This is a genomic window from Mesorhizobium sp. Cs1299R1N1 (assembly GCF_037179655.1).
GTDB classification, from domain to species: domain Bacteria; phylum Pseudomonadota; class Alphaproteobacteria; order Rhizobiales; family Rhizobiaceae; genus Mesorhizobium; species Mesorhizobium salmacidum.
On the sequence record NZ_JAPYKR010000027.1, the window covers coordinates 1 to 13,091 of the forward strand.

At 59.3% G+C, this 13,091-nt stretch carries 15 protein-coding genes and 4 pseudogenes; 8 read left to right on the forward strand and 11 right to left on the reverse strand.

Annotation, left to right across the window (positions count from 1 at the left end):
• The 3 genes from O7A70_RS31410 to O7A70_RS31420 form a co-directional block, all read right to left on the reverse strand.
• Positions 1–1,901 (reverse strand): formyltransferase family protein (locus O7A70_RS31410; RefSeq protein WP_337143815.1); only part of this gene is annotated, 1,901 nt, incomplete at its 3' end.
• 1 nt (position 1,902) lies between these two features.
• Positions 1,903–3,201: an aminotransferase-like domain-containing protein gene (locus O7A70_RS31415; protein WP_337143816.1), complete on the reverse strand. Its 1,299-nt coding sequence runs from the start codon at positions 3,199–3,201 to the stop codon at positions 1,903–1,905.
• Between the two features lie 91 nt (positions 3,202–3,292).
• Positions 3,293–3,820, reverse strand: coding sequence for a VOC family protein (locus tag O7A70_RS31420; protein WP_337143817.1), 528 nt, complete (start codon positions 3,818–3,820; stop codon positions 3,293–3,295).
• A 499-nt stretch (positions 3,821–4,319) separates the two neighbouring features.
• On the opposite strand from O7A70_RS31420, the gene O7A70_RS31425 reads away from it, so the two are divergent.
• Positions 4,320–4,991 carry a 4'-phosphopantetheinyl transferase family protein gene (locus tag O7A70_RS31425; protein ID WP_337143818.1) on the forward strand — a complete coding sequence of 224 codons (672 nt, stop codon included), beginning with the start codon at positions 4,320–4,322 and terminating at the stop codon, positions 4,989–4,991.
• 938 nt (positions 4,992–5,929) lie between these two features.
• Here O7A70_RS31425 and O7A70_RS31430 read toward each other — a convergent pair.
• The 5 genes and pseudogenes from O7A70_RS31430 to O7A70_RS31445 all read right to left on the reverse strand — a co-directional run bounded on the left by O7A70_RS31430 (position 5,930) and on the right by O7A70_RS31445 (position 7,220).
• Complete coding sequence (locus tag O7A70_RS31430) at positions 5,930–6,208, reverse strand: helix-turn-helix domain-containing protein (RefSeq protein WP_337143819.1); 279 nt, start codon at positions 6,206–6,208, stop codon at positions 5,930–5,932.
• Positions 6,177–6,452, reverse strand: coding sequence for a BrnT family toxin (locus tag O7A70_RS31435; RefSeq protein WP_337143820.1), 276 nt, complete (start codon positions 6,450–6,452; stop codon positions 6,177–6,179). The genes O7A70_RS31430 and O7A70_RS31435 overlap by 32 nt, the downstream gene beginning before the upstream one ends.
• Positions 6,449–6,832, reverse strand: a pseudogene (locus O7A70_RS34330) (hypothetical protein); the annotation flags it as partial. The gene O7A70_RS31435 and the pseudogene O7A70_RS34330, both read right to left, overlap by 4 nt.
• On the reverse strand, positions 6,778–6,981 hold the full coding sequence (locus tag O7A70_RS31440) for a helix-turn-helix domain-containing protein (RefSeq protein WP_337143821.1): 204 nt from the start codon (positions 6,979–6,981) through the stop codon (positions 6,778–6,780). The pseudogene O7A70_RS34330 and the gene O7A70_RS31440, both read right to left, overlap by 55 nt.
• 35 nt (positions 6,982–7,016) lie before the next feature.
• The gene (locus O7A70_RS31445) at positions 7,017–7,220 is read right to left on the reverse strand and encodes a DUF1612 domain-containing protein (protein WP_337143836.1); all 204 of its coding nucleotides are present in this window, start codon (positions 7,218–7,220) and stop codon (positions 7,017–7,019) included.
• A 213-nt stretch (positions 7,221–7,433) separates the two neighbouring features.
• On the opposite strand from O7A70_RS31445, the gene O7A70_RS31450 reads away from it, so the two are divergent.
• From O7A70_RS31450 to O7A70_RS34340, 4 genes and pseudogenes are all read left to right on the forward strand, one after another.
• Positions 7,434–7,730 carry a type II toxin-antitoxin system TacA family antitoxin gene (locus O7A70_RS31450; RefSeq protein ID WP_337143822.1) on the forward strand — a complete coding sequence of 99 codons (297 nt, stop codon included), beginning with the start codon at positions 7,434–7,436 and terminating at the stop codon, positions 7,728–7,730.
• Positions 7,727–8,224: a GNAT family N-acetyltransferase gene (locus tag O7A70_RS31455; protein WP_337143823.1), complete on the forward strand. Its 498-nt coding sequence runs from the start codon at positions 7,727–7,729 to the stop codon at positions 8,222–8,224. The genes O7A70_RS31450 and O7A70_RS31455 overlap by 4 nt, the downstream gene beginning before the upstream one ends.
• A gap of 329 nt (positions 8,225–8,553) precedes the next feature.
• A pseudogene (locus tag O7A70_RS34335) lies at positions 8,554–8,647 on the forward strand (plasmid pRiA4b ORF-3 family protein); the annotation flags it as partial.
• A gap of 21 nt (positions 8,648–8,668) precedes the next feature.
• Complete coding sequence (locus O7A70_RS34340) at positions 8,669–8,878, forward strand: hypothetical protein (protein ID WP_442921236.1); 210 nt, start codon at positions 8,669–8,671, stop codon at positions 8,876–8,878.
• 75 nt (positions 8,879–8,953) lie between these two features.
• On the opposite strand, the gene O7A70_RS31460 is transcribed toward O7A70_RS34340, so the two are convergent.
• Positions 8,954–9,124: a hypothetical protein gene (locus O7A70_RS31460; RefSeq protein ID WP_337143838.1), complete on the reverse strand. Its 171-nt coding sequence runs from the start codon at positions 9,122–9,124 to the stop codon at positions 8,954–8,956.
• On the opposite strand from O7A70_RS31460, the gene O7A70_RS31465 reads away from it, so the two are divergent.
• Both O7A70_RS31465 and O7A70_RS31470 read left to right on the forward strand, forming a co-directional pair.
• On the forward strand, positions 9,098–10,297 hold the full coding sequence (locus tag O7A70_RS31465) for an ISKra4 family transposase (RefSeq protein ID WP_337143837.1): 1,200 nt from the start codon (positions 9,098–9,100) through the stop codon (positions 10,295–10,297). The genes O7A70_RS31460 and O7A70_RS31465 overlap by 27 nt on opposite strands.
• A pseudogene (locus tag O7A70_RS31470) lies at positions 10,201–10,698 on the forward strand (LLM class flavin-dependent oxidoreductase); the annotation flags it as partial. The gene O7A70_RS31465 and the pseudogene O7A70_RS31470, both read left to right, overlap by 97 nt.
• Before the next feature lie 127 nt (positions 10,699–10,825).
• On the opposite strand, the gene O7A70_RS31475 reads toward O7A70_RS31470, so the two are convergent.
• Positions 10,826–11,131 (reverse strand): DUF7673 family protein, encoded by a 306-nt coding sequence (locus O7A70_RS31475; RefSeq protein WP_337143824.1) that lies wholly within the window; start codon positions 11,129–11,131, stop codon positions 10,826–10,828.
• 271 nt (positions 11,132–11,402) lie between these two features.
• On the opposite strand from O7A70_RS31475, the gene O7A70_RS31480 reads away from it, so the two are divergent.
• Positions 11,403–11,537: a hypothetical protein gene (locus O7A70_RS31480; RefSeq protein WP_337143825.1), complete on the forward strand. Its 135-nt coding sequence runs from the start codon at positions 11,403–11,405 to the stop codon at positions 11,535–11,537.
• A 457-nt stretch (positions 11,538–11,994) separates the two neighbouring features.
• Here the strand turns inward: O7A70_RS31480 and O7A70_RS31485 are convergent.
• Positions 11,995–13,018, reverse strand: a pseudogene (locus O7A70_RS31485) (IS110 family transposase); the annotation flags it as partial.
• Positions 13,019–13,091: the final 73 nt, after the last annotated feature.

Consider the following 13,091-nt stretch of genomic DNA (forward strand, 5'->3'; position numbering starts at 1 on the left):
CTCAGCTCTTCAGCCTCATGCACCACCGCAACCCTATCCGGCGCCTGGCGCACCTGCGCCTCGAACAGTTCATGGATGCACATATCCGAGGGGTAAGGCGCCGCCGTGCGGTTCAGCTCTTCCAGCAGATAGGTGCGTTCGTCGGCCGGCAGGATGTCGATGCGGCCGACCGGCTGCCCTGCATCGGCCAGCACACCGCACAACAAAGTTTGCAAATGCTGCGTCATGCGCTCGATATGCTCCGGCGCCAATCGACTGGCATCAAAGTGCCAGCGAAAGCTCCCATCCAGAGCGCAAACCTCAAAGGTCAGCAACCCGCCCGGCAGGGCTACCTCGCGAAGCGGGGTTGCGGCCGAGTGAACAGCGGCAGAACTGTTTTCTACTGCAATTGTCATACCAACCGGCCAGGGCCGTTGCGATCGCAGCGCCTCAATCTCCTTTAATGGCGGGCAGCGCCCGATAAGATCGCGCGCAAAGCTGTCGCGCTCCCTCAGTTGAGCGCATTCGGCCGCCACCGCTTTGCGTATTTCCTTGAAGTCATTGGCAAGATCGATGGTGACTACCATTGGCACGGCGGAAGCGATAACGGCCCCTACCGCTTGCGCGCCGGCTCGCGACGCTTTCGGCGCCGGTGTCCATCCCAGCTGAAGCTCTGCGTGCCCCGTGATGCGGGCCAGATAGATCAGCCAAGCCGTTACCAAGTGTTCCATCCGATCAACGGCGGGCAGCTTAGCCAAGGCCTCTGGAATGAGCCACGAACTCGACTGCCATCTCGCCAGCGCTTCGGCTGCGCCCGACGACAGGAAAGGAAGCTGCACTGTTTTAAACTGCTCAAGCCGCTGTCGCCAGAAGTCCTCTGACGGCGCTATCTCCTCATGCATAGCAGTCAGGCTGCACACCTGATCGTCGCTCAAGAGCGGAAGGGCGTCGCCTTCATCCAGATCGCAGCGGCTGGCGAGTGCTCGCGCCTCCAGAGCCTGACCGTCCAAGCTGCCAAACCAGACGTCGACATCCTGCGTACCCGTCGCCACTCGCCAGTGGCCGGCGTGGATTTCAAGCAGGCGACCTGCCGGACGGCCCGAGCGGCGAGGCAGCACCTCCAAGCGCCTGACGGCGACAACCTCTTCCCCGACGAGGGCCTTGCACAGACACAATGGATTGGGATGATACGGTCCAAACTCCAAGGCCCGCGTCATCGCCGATAGATCTTGCGCGGATCGATCCCAACGCAGAATACCCGCCGCATCTGGCCGCTGGCGTCTGGGAAAGTAGCTTCTGTCTTCCAGTGCTTGCGGACGGATATTTAGCTCTCCGTTCGCCAAGCCAGTTAAAAGCTCGCAAAAACCCTCGACAGCGGCTTCGTAACATTTGAGGTTCAGGGTCAACGCAGTATCAGTAGGCGCAATCAACACTTGGCGCTGAACCGCTACGTCACCCACGTTAATGCCTTCATCGACCCGGTGCCAGGTGATGGCATATTCGGTCTCTTGCGCCAGCAGCGCCCAGGAGGTCGCGTGCGTTCCGGCATATCGGGGCAATGGACCGTCGTGGTAATTAAAAGCACCTCGATGCACTTGCCCAAACACCTCCGGTGGCAAGATGAACGGATTGGCAATGGAGAAAACCCAGTCTACCGGCTCGGCCTTCAAAAAAGACGAGAGCTCTTCAACGCTCGCTACACACAGGATATTGGCGCGAGCCGCCCAATCCGCGAATATGGCGTCGGCACACAGGGCCGCGCGGACGTCGTGGCCCATCTCCATTGCGAGCTGAGCACAGCTAATCGCGAGCGTACCACTACCAATAACAATGCTGGACGGGATTGGTGGGCCGGCAGGTTGCCTATTCAGGCCGCCTGGTTCGTAAGCGCCGGCGGACACCGCAGAAGACAGATATGGCATTTCACCCCCTAGCCAATCCACCCGTCAAGCCAGGCAGTTTCCCGCCCAGGCGCCGCTCGATGTAGCGGCCCAAGCCTGTCACACTGGTTCGGATTTGCTCGGGAGTAACCGCGCTGAATGCCAGTCGGACCCGGCAATCTTGAGAGTCGTCCAATGCAAAGAAACTCATCGGCATGACAATGACATTGTCACGCCTTGCACACTCGTCCACATCGTCCGCCCCAAATCTGAAAGGAAGGTCAAGAGCCAGAAAGAAGCCGCCGGAGGGACGATTCCATCGAATCGGATCCGATAAAGGCGAAAACACACTGTCGAGCTGTCGCAACATGACGTCGCGATTTGCACGATACCAATCCAGCGCTGGGCGGATCCAGCCACGCAAGCTTGCCCTCTGTTCGATCAAGAGCCCTGCCACGATCGCTTGTGTAATCTGGCTTGTATTGATGGTAACGAAGCTCTTGCGCTGAACCAGATCGTCCCAAAGCGCTTGGCAAACACCCGCGTCTCCAAATATGGTGTCGGGCAGTATTGCGGCTCCGACACGGAGAGCCGGGCTTAGCGTCTTGGAAAATGTGGACAGGTAGATAACACTTCCGACCTGATCCAACGCGGCCATCGGAGGAACCGCATCTCCTTCATAGCGGAAAAGCCCGTAGGGATTGTCCTCCAAAACGACGAGCCGATGTCTGGCGCACACTTGAAGGATATCGCGTCGCGCGACCGCACCGAGAACGCGCCCGGTCGGATTGTCAAAGTCGGGAATAAGATATATCGCCCGAGCCCTCCGACCATTCCGGCGCAAATCCTGGACGGCGGCCTCGATAGCGTCCGCGACGCTAGGCCCAGAGTTGGACAACGCTGCGATGGCGACCTTCGCAGCTTTAGCTGCACCGGTCACGCCAACATAGGTGGGATTGCAGACCAGGAGCACATCCGCAGGTTCGGGACACAGCGCTGGCAGGCAGATAGCAAGTGCTTCCTGGCATCCCGAGGTGATCAGTATGCGATCCGCCTTCGCAGGAACCCCTTCATCGGATCGCACCTGTTGCGCAACGAACTCGCTAATGATCCCGGCGGTTCGTCCATATTGCAACAGGTCTGACCATCCTTGCCCGCTCCGGTGACAGCCAGTTGAATGCCGTTCATATACTCTTAGCGCATTCACCAGCACCTCGGGGTCAAGTTTATCGAAGAACCGGTCATTCGGTCTGCCGGACGCCAGAGAGATAGCCGAGGGGAACACACCAGAGACTTCGTTCAGGAAATTCATTGCTGAGAGTTGCGACCTGTCATCCATCATCGAACCTTGCACGAGATTCCACCGAGTTGAGGATCGCCAGCTCTGCGAGACGAGCGAGTGTAACTTGACTCATGAGCCCAGGCGCTTTCGCTCAATATTTGCCAGACCGTTCAAGCTGATCGAAGAGCTGCTGAACATTTTTTTCGAGGAAACCACTCTCTCCATCTCGATGAATGATTTCGAAGCTTAGGCCCGTCTCAATGGAGCGACTCGAGAAGGCTTGTGTCAGTCCAGGACCACGAATCACATCCGTATCAAATCCCAGACCGCGAGACTTTAGTGTCTCTACCGCGGCATCCACGTCGTCCACTTCGAGTGCGATATGAGCAACTCCAACGCCATGGCGCCTCACGAATTCCGAGACCTGAGAAGCCGGTTCAGTGCCCTGACACAAAACAAATCTAATGCCTCGGCTCTCGAATTCGGCAGACAGCATACCGGTCACTCGGCCTTTGATGTGAAACCGACGTTTCAATTCAAATCCAAGCACGTCTCGAAAAAACTTTATTGAGGCCTCAAGATCGAGCACGGCGATCGCAATGTGATCGACCCCGCGGAATTGCGACAGCGAATTCGCACACGTCTGAACATTGTTCAGCTCGCAACCGGTCGTTTTCAAGATGATCTCCTATCACGGATAGTCTTGGGGCCACGGCCGCGAGACCACCAAATGGTCGGGTTCCTGGTCTTAGCAATGTCTAGCAATCAGCATGCCAAGACATTCTGCGAGCCTTGCCCCAAAAACGATGTGCTTCGCTCCACGACGGCAGGAACACTTCGGCCTTGATGTCGGGGTTTGGACATGCACGTCTTGAACCGGACACCGCTTGAAGATCGACATGGACATCAAGACGGCTCTCGCCTCCAGTGCTGACTCTAGCTCCACGCAACGATGAACAGGCAGTGCAGCGGGCTAGATATATGACCCTGGAAACGATCATCCAGATGAGCGATGATCCATAGGGTCGCCCTTTCAAGCCGATCTGAGTTGAGCTTGGAGAGCATGACGTCGTTCCGATGCCATGGACCCTGAGTCGCTTGTGACGTTAGGCTGCTGGCTACCGCACGAGTTCCAACTCGTACCTTCACACTCACCAGAACAAGGGCGCGCCCCAGCTATGAAAACGGTTGCTACGTTAGGGGGCGCGATCGGCGCAGCCTTGGGGAATGACATTAGCTTTTCGGCCGGGTGCATACGTGACCCGGTTCCCCTCCCATTTCCCGATGAAGCTGAAATGTTGGGCAACGTGTCGCTTCGCCGTCGGCGTGAGTTCGGTTGGGGGCGTCACCACGCTCGTGAGGCATTGCGTCGATTGGGCTTTGCTCCCGTTGCGATTTTGTCGAGAGATCGGGCCCCTCTTTGGCCTTCCGGAGTTGTTGGCAGCATTTCCCACTCTTCGTCCGACTGCGGAGCAGTTGCCGGACTTTCCAGCAATGTGCTCGCTCTGGGACTAGACATTGAAGACCACGAGCCGCTCGAATCTGAACTCCTGCCAATCATATGCACCCCTTTGGAAATGGAGCGTAAAGAGTGGTCACGCAGTTGCGTCGGACCGAAATTAATATTCGTGATCAAGGAGGCCGTATACAAGTCATATGCGCCTCATACCGGCGAATTCTTGGATTTTCAAGATGTAATTGTCAGGACGGATGATACCATTGGGTCCTTCGAGGCTAACGTTATCAACCATGATAAGCCTGCGCTTTTTGGAAGTCGAATCATAAGGGGAATTTATTTGCAATTTGAAGACGGATTTCTTGCGTTATCCGCACGATTTAGCGACGCATAGTGTAATGTTTTTGTCGGCATTCGTGCATTGCAAGTATAAAGCCATAGAACTCATTGATATTGGCTGCAAGGGGGAGCTATTATATTCACCGGCAGATATGCAGGCTTATGTCGTAGACGAAGTTCGGGAGGTCCAACAAGACGCACCGTGGGCCGCTCAATGCCGGGAAAGCTGCCACTGGCTTTCGGACTATGACTCGCGCGCCGAGACTGTCTTCCAAAGGCAGTTAATTTGAGTTCGGATCTTCGGATCCTCACGATTAATGCCCACATTCTCTCTTTTAGCCGCAAAGCGGCAGCAGACCTCCGTTGGCGTCTGCAAAATTATTCGCTGATCTGCCTTTGCAGATCGCTTTGGCCTGCTCGAAGCGTCCCTGAAAAGACGGGGGCGTCGCCTTCCATTGGTCGGATGTGCTGTTACATCCGACGACCAAAAGCACCGCCCCCAGAGCCCAGCATTTATGCATGTGATCCCCCAACGACCGAGGCTTAAATGACCTCGTTACGAAACGACGTCAAGGCGTCTCCTGCCTCTCAGGAGACCATGGACAAGATTCAGATCCGTTTCTTGAACAGCCGGTGACGCCCGCGAGGCAACCCAGTGGAACGAGGACATCAACAACGATTATCGTCATCGAGCCGGAACAGGTGGTCGGCCTGAGTCGATACGTGGCCCCAATCGCCCATTCTGAGAAGACCGTCAGCTTTCCGCCGTCGCCCTCGACCACGTAAACGCCGTGGGAGCTGCCACTTGGTAGCCTTAGTCGGCGTTTGATTTCGGCCTCGGATCGGACTTTCAGCCATCGCCCGACCAGTTCAGTGGTGGCGCTTGCTATCCAAAACAATCCAAAGTCACCTCCGCCGCCTCGATTGGGCCGCATGATTACGGCGCAACCCATGAGACCCTGATTGTCAGCGGCGACACGCAGGCAACGGCGGTTATGCCACGGCTTTCGCCACCATATCCGGATGCTGGCCAATAACCCGCACATAGGCGATGGCGAAATCCGGCGCGGTCGCCCGCGCCTGCTCCCAATCGCGTAGCGTGCCAACGGGGACCCGGAAGCGGCTGGCGAACTCGGACTGCGACAGGCCAAGTCCGGTCCTCGTCTTCCGGATCAGGCGCGCTCGCTGGCCCCGGTCCAATGCTTCGGCCGTCACGTCGAAATCTTCGGCGTCGGCCGGGTCAGCTGGCAGTGTGATATGCTCTTTCTTCACCCTTGTTGCTCCTTCTCACCGAGATAAAACGGGGCAAGTCGCTCCGCCAGACAAAAACGCCGGTGAACAGCTTCTCCCCTACGATCCCGACCACTTTGAACCGCTCCTCGCCGTCGGTCTCGCGAATGGAGGGAATAGTCAAGTGATCATCGTCCTCGAAAATCCGGTCGCCAAAGGCCAACGGCAGTTTGTGCTTCTCGCGGTTAGCCGCATCCTTGACGGGGTCGAACCTATCTTGCGTCATTGGGCATGACCATACGGGATTTCCGTATATATCGCAAACGCTATTTGCTTGTGGGCTGTCGCGCATTGGCGGAGCCGGTCAGCAGGAAACGGCCAGAGCGCCTCGTCCACAGTATTTGATCGCCAGCAGCAGGGGCGTGGAAACCGGCTGGATCGGACTGCCCAGCCTGGAGAACCGTTTGGACTTATGCGGCATGACAATTGGAAGTCAACGAGCTGTAGATTGGAACCGGCAAACTCTGATTTGGAAACGAGGATGGCCAAGACTTTCCCTTGCGGCTCGTTCGACCTTCCGTGACGCGATGCCGCGATGCACATGGCGCGCGTCAGACGATCCCCCACGCCCGGGTAACGTCCCCTCCCCGTGATCTCGCGCATGCCAAGCTCGCCGACAAGGTTGAGCGCCCCCTTGTCGTCACCCTCACCACTTTTTCGATCATTGCGCTCGAGACCAGCGGCCGGGTCAGGACGTAGTCGATGAGCCGCGGCAGCTTCGAGTTGCCGCGCCTGTCCCTGGTCCGGCGCAGCATTTGTTCCCGCGCGAGCGCCAGTCGATCGTGTTCCTTCAGGCCGAGCGCGGCGGCTTCGGCACCGCATCGAGGAACGCCAGCAACCGCGTCGCCCTAGCACTACGGCGCCGGCGTTCGCGGCCGATGACACGCAAGCCCACATTAAGGGCCAGCAGGTGGGCCGTGGTTTTCTGACGCTGCCGCAGGCCGGCTGCGACCAGGAGGCTGCCAAGCCACGGCTGATGTTGCAGCGGGCCGATATCTCAAGCAGGCTACGCCAATCGTCGAGACGGGCAGATTCATCCCAATCCGCGGCGTCGGCGTTTGTGGCTTGGGTCTTCGATCAGAACTTCATTGCGAATGTGAGCGGACCGACGCCGGAACGATTGGACCCGCGCCGGCACGATAACATCATTTTGGTATTGTAAATACGATGTCGTTACGCCATATTGAGGCGAGGATTGGAGTTTCCCATGGCCACATCGCATACGAGTAAAGGCGCGAACGCCAGCGTGCCGTTAAATATCCGCATCAAACCCGCGACCCGCAACCTGATCGACCGCGCCGCCGAGCTGGTTGGAAAGACGCGCACTGATTTCATGTTAGAGGCTTCCGAGCGCCGCGCCGAGGAAGTCCTGCTCGACCGTACGATATTCACGGTCAATCCCGAAATCTATGCCGAGTACCTTGCCCGGCTTGATGCGCCCGCGCAGCCAAATGAGCGCCTGAAACGCACCATGGCGACCAAAGCGCCGTGGGATGAGGCGTGACGCTCAGCGCACCGGCGCCATTAGCCGACCATCACGAACTGGCCGATTTCAACTCGGGCGTCGTTCAACTCGACGACTGGCTGCGTCGTCGCGCCCGGTCCAATCAGGCAGGAGGCGCATCACGCACCTTCGTCGTGTGCGAGGGCAACCGTGTTGTCGCCTACTATGCGCTTGCCTCCGGCGCGGTGAGGCAGCCCGAAGCGCCTGGGCGTTTCCGGCGCAACATGCCCGACCCGATTCCGGTTGCCGTTCTGGGCCGCCTTGCCATCGACCAGATTTATCAGGGGCGCGGTATCGGCAGGGCGCTGGTGCGCGACGCAGGCCTGCGCCTGCTGCATGCCGCTGAAATCCTCGGTATCCGCGGCGTTCTGGTGCATGCGATTTCCGATGATGCGCGAGCCTTTTATGAGGCGGTCGGCTTCTTGCCTTCGCCGTCTGACCCCATGATGCTGATGGTCGGGCTTTATGATCTGAACAGCGCGCTAAATTCCTGACATCATTTCCACCCCCGCCCCCCTCAAGTCGGATGCTTTTTCGTCGCGTGATTGCGGTGGGCCGAAAGTCAAGAGCAAAGCACGAGGATTTAGGCTGTCGCACGCAGATCACCACTGATGCCGCCTGACCGCTTGCGCAGTGGACCAGAGATGCATCGACTTCAATTTCGATAGTCCAAACAACATGTGTTCGATGCCGGACCAGGTCTCCTCGCTATCTGCCTTCACCTGCGCCATCCGCTACCACTTGCCATCTCGGCCGCCGATTGCCCTACACGGGGAGCATAAAAAAGTTGGAGGCGCCGGGCGCTCGGGTTAGCGTGGCGGCTATGTCTAATGGTGGCGCATCTGGTGTGTACCGGCTCAAGGTGAGGTTGCGAGGTATCTCGCCGATGATATGGCGACGTCTGCTCGTAAGGGAGCAAATGACGCTGTTCAGTCTGCATAGGCGGCGCACGTGCCGGTCCCCCCGAAGATATCGGTGGTCCAAGCGGCTATTACGCACTCCTCGATCGGCCGCCGGCGGACTACTACGGAGACGAAGACGGTTTCGACGACGATGATGGACTATCCGGCTACGATCCCGAGCGCTTCAGCCGGCGAGAGGTGAATGCCGCACTGAAGCACGAACTGGGTGCTGGCGCCGCGGGCTGATTACACGGCGACGCACGACCGCCCCGCATGCTTTCATCTCAATAAAGACAAGGAGGTGAGGATGCGGTTTGCTATTCAACTTGTGATCGACGGCGGAGAACGATGATCGAACCACAGGAGATCGCCACAATCGACCGGGCAGACGGCCGGTTGTCGATAGACGATCTCGGTCTGACGCTCGAATAGGCGAAGAAGACCTTGGCGTTGCTCCAGGTCGCGATGACCGAAGCCCAGGCGGCTGATCATGCAAGGCGCCAACGGCCTTGTTCGGGTTGCCACCTACACCGGAGGCTGAAGGACAATCGAACAATCACCGTGCGTACTTGCCCCGGCAAACTCGCCCTGCCATGCCCGCGATACCATAAATGCCCGTGTCAGCCTGGATCGGGATCCATCGCGCCGGTGGCCGTCGCTTTGCCCGAACGCGTTACGCCCGATCTGCTTGCGCTCGAGGCTCGTTGGGCTTCGCTTGCGGCATACGGCGTCACCGCCGCTCTGCTGGCGGACGTATTGCCGATCGGCGAGGCCGTGAACGCGTCGACGATCAGGAACGACGCGATGCGCGTCGCCGAACGTCTTGAAGCCGAGCTCGGCCCCGAGCAGGCGATGTTTACGAGCGGATGCCAGTCTGAATGGAACAAGATGCCGATCCCCGGCCCGCCGGTGACGATCGGCATTGATGGCGGTTATGTCCGCAGTTGGACTGACAGGCCTACAAATTTCGAGGTGATCATTGGAAAGTCGGTTCCCGAAGAGGGCCGAGCACGCAGATTTGGCTTTGTGGTCGGACACGACGAGAAGCCGAAACGACGCCTCCACGAGATTCTTGTCAATCAGGGCATCGCAATGAACCAGGAAGTGACCTTCATGTCAGACGGCGCCAGCAATCTGCGCGATCTCCAAAGGTACATGCGCCCCAACGCCGAACACGTTCTCGACTATTTCCACGTCGCCATGCGGATCACCGTTTTGCAGCAGATGGTTCGTGGCCTGCCGGCGGGTCTCAGCGCAGCGGCCCCAGCAGCCGTCGCGGTGCTCGAAAGCGTAAAACACCATCTTTGGCACGGCAATGTCGGTCGCGCACTCGCGCTCCTGGAGGATTTTAGCGATGGCTTCGACCTCGTCCTCGATCCGCCGCCCGAGGTACGCAAGCTGCAGGAGTTCGGCCGCTACATCGACAACAATGCCAATCTCATCCCGGATTACCCTTCAGCGAAGCAGTGCCCTGAGCCCCAGAGCCACACGTCACGACCTTGGGGATCAGGTGGCATAAACCGTCCTAGCGCGAGGAGCAGTCCGTTATCGCCTTCGCACTGCAGCGCTGGATCGTCACAAACCGACCTGACTCTGCATGCTGGGCCGCTGCAAACGGCGCAAATGTCGCGTGTGTTGGACCCGGCTCGTTGGTTCGCAAGATAACTGACGCTTTCCATTCCGATGGAGGACACAACACTGACACGAACGACCAACCGTCATTTCTCGGATTGCTTCGCATGATCGTAGTCGGGCAGTCTGCTAGCCATGCATATTCGCTCGCGGCACCTGCCTTCGAACGATGGCTTAAAAGTTTCAAATCCTTGTACGACCTCAATGCTGTGCAGGTTCCACCTAATCTGCCCCTGAGGTTCGACGCGGCGATCGAAAGTGAATTGTGCGTGGTAGGAACGGCGGCATTTGTGCGACGGACTCTGCTTGATCATCTGGAGGAGGCGGGCGCTAACTATCTCCTTTGTCAGGTCGCGTTCGGGGATTTGCCCTTGGATGCTTCGCTGTACACCGCTATGAGCATTCAATCCGAACTCACGGACCGAGTTGGCTGAGCGCTATAGGGTCTGGCGATCCGTCGGGCGATCGGGATGCGCTCGACCATGATGGGACCGGCTTTTGGGGATCAATGCCGGATGTCTGCATCCTTTACCGCTCCGGCCGTGAACTTGCGTCCGAAGTCTAAGGTGCCGACACGGGCGAGCGCTCCCAGACCTCCGGACGCCAGAGTTCAATGATTGCCTCGACCTCGGCGCGGTGGCCCGAGGGATACTCTGCCTCCGAAAGAGTGGCGAGCCACGAGAAGACCGTCGCCATGTCCCTGGCAATCACCCGATCCACTGTAAAGAGATCGGCGATGTCGAAACCGCCAAGGCTATCGGCGTTCCACCAGGCGAGGATGAAGCTCGCGACCCGTCTTGCTTGGCCGGTATCGCTCCTCGCGACGACGAGAAGTCGCTCGAATGCCGCGCGCACAGTCTCATCCATTGTGGCACTCCCTCTTCGTCAAACATCGTAGCGCAATGCCGTGGCGATTGCACGAGCTACGTTAGACCGTCGGGATGCACGTCACGCCGGCAATCACCGCTGGGTACTGGCCAGCTTTGGAAAATCGGAGATGCTGTTGGCCCGGTTGAGGCGAAGGAGGCTCAAAGGCTGTTTGTTGCTCTTAAAAAAGCGCTTAGGCCATCCAGGCCCGCTTGAGGGCGGTACCGTGCTGCGCGATTGTCGAAGCCGCCTACGGGACGCGAGCTGCCAAATGACTAAAAAGGCCCTGCCTTTCGTGCCGACCAAGATTCATATCAGCACGGTCGAAGATGAGAAGGGCGCGCTCTTCCTGTCCATTCAGACAACGAAGGGCTCGTGGAACCGCCCTGGACCGTCAGGCGCCTGACGCCATCATTGACGCTGTCGGCGCAATCCGGCCAAAGCTGGAGAGGTGGACGACCGTAATCCTCTGTGCGGAGGTACTCTTACGACCGTGGTCAAGGGTGACGGATGAACTTTTCCGCCCCATGTCCTTTGTCACAGGTTTGTCCTTCGTTGGTGGGCAGCACGGGGACGGGATGGGGCCTTGAGACGACGGTTGATCCAGCTCTTATTCGCGGGTTGGTTACCGCACTTCCGTAATTCGTCTTGGGCTATCCCTGTCTAGTGGTCGGGCGTTGGGACGATGCCCCAGCCACATAGTACCATACGGGAATTCCCCACCGTGGCCCACATCCCGTCGCCGTGCTGCCCGGTTTTTCCGCCGGGAGATCCGGCGCGGGCAGAGCCCTCAATCCGGCGGCGCCCGCGCCGGGCGCGCGCTTGCCGGGATCCTGATCTTCAATGCAGGATCGCACTGCATCTCAACGCACCAGTTCGACTTGGTGGCCGATGGCCCACAAGGAACGCCGCCATCTCGCGCGCGATCGCCGCAACGATGATGGGTTTCTTCTTGCTCGCGGCCATCAGGCGCCGGTAGCGGGCGCAAAGCCGGGTCTGCGCCTTCCAGGCGATCTCGCGCACCGCCTTCGGCAGACCCTCGAGCCGGACGCGAATGGGCTCCGTCACCCTGGCGGGATAGCGGTAGGCCCAGGCGCCTTCGATCAGGACGCGGCGGGCGCGGCGGGCGCGGCGATTGCCGGCCAATGTCAGGCCGCCGCGCTTGACCATGTCGCCGGTCGAGCGCTCCGAGGGCACCAGGCCGAGAAAGGCCATCAGCTGGCGCGGATTGTCGAAGCGGCGGACATCGCCGACTTCGCTGACGAAGGTGACGGCGACGATGAAGGACACACCACGCAGCGCCTGATAGACCGCCACCACCGGCGCCATCGACCAGCTCGGTACCAGCTCGGCCAACCGCGCATCGAGCCGCTCCAGCCGAGCCTGCGCATCGGTGATCACGTCGACCTGGTCCTGGAACACGATCTGCTGGGCCGGATGATCGAACTTCTACGACGCCAGCCAGCGGGCATGGGCCCGGCTCCAGTGCTTATGGCCGCTAAATACCCGGCCACGGCGCAGCAGGAACGAAAGCAGCATCTGGCGCTTCTTGCGAAGGTCCTCGCTCGCCGCGGCACGCACCCGCACCATGTCGCGCACCGCTTCATGCACCGCGTCTGGAACCCAGATTCCCATCGGTTTTCCGGCCCGCAGCAGCCGCGCCAAGCTGACCGCGTCACGCCGGTTCGTCTTGACGCGCTCGCCCGCACGCTAGGGGATCAGCGAGGGCGCAACGACATCGCAGCGCTGGCCGAGCGCAACGATCTGGCGGTACAGCCCGTAGCCGGTCGGGCCGGCTTCGTAGCAAAAATGCAGGCGCGGATACTTTTGCTCCAGCTTGCGCACGAAGCGCTCCACCGCCGCCGTCGTCGACTCGATTTCGCCGAAATGAGGCTCGGCTCGGCACTGCCCAAGCAACCCTCGTTTGCTTTACAGCTGCAAAGTCTAGGGACGGGCCGCC

Excerpts from the sequence above, each read along its gene's own strand:
- O7A70_RS31435 (WP_337143820.1), bottom strand. The coding sequence starts at position 6,452 with ATGACGCAAGATAGGTTCGACCCCGTCAAGGATGCGGCTAACCGCGAG.
- O7A70_RS31465 (WP_337143837.1), top strand. The coding sequence starts at position 9,098 with ATGACCGAAGCCCAGGCGGCTGATCATGCAAGGCGCCAACGGCCTTGT.
- O7A70_RS31460 (WP_337143838.1), bottom strand. The coding sequence starts at position 9,124 with ATGATCAGCCGCCTGGGCTTCGGTCATCGCGACCTGGAGCAACGCCAA.
- O7A70_RS31425 (WP_337143818.1), top strand. The coding sequence starts at position 4,320 with ATGAAAACGGTTGCTACGTTAGGGGGCGCGATCGGCGCAGCCTTGGGG.
- O7A70_RS31450 (WP_337143822.1), top strand. The coding sequence starts at position 7,434 with ATGGCCACATCGCATACGAGTAAAGGCGCGAACGCCAGCGTGCCGTTA.
- O7A70_RS31440 (WP_337143821.1), bottom strand. The coding sequence starts at position 6,981 with ATGCTGCGCCGGACCAGGGACAGGCGCGGCAACTCGAAGCTGCCGCGG.
- O7A70_RS31475 (WP_337143824.1), bottom strand. The coding sequence starts at position 11,131 with ATGGATGAGACTGTGCGCGCGGCATTCGAGCGACTTCTCGTCGTCGCG.
- O7A70_RS31415 (WP_337143816.1), bottom strand. The coding sequence starts at position 3,201 with ATGATGGATGACAGGTCGCAACTCTCAGCAATGAATTTCCTGAACGAA.
- O7A70_RS31480 (WP_337143825.1), top strand. The coding sequence starts at position 11,403 with ATGACTAAAAAGGCCCTGCCTTTCGTGCCGACCAAGATTCATATCAGC.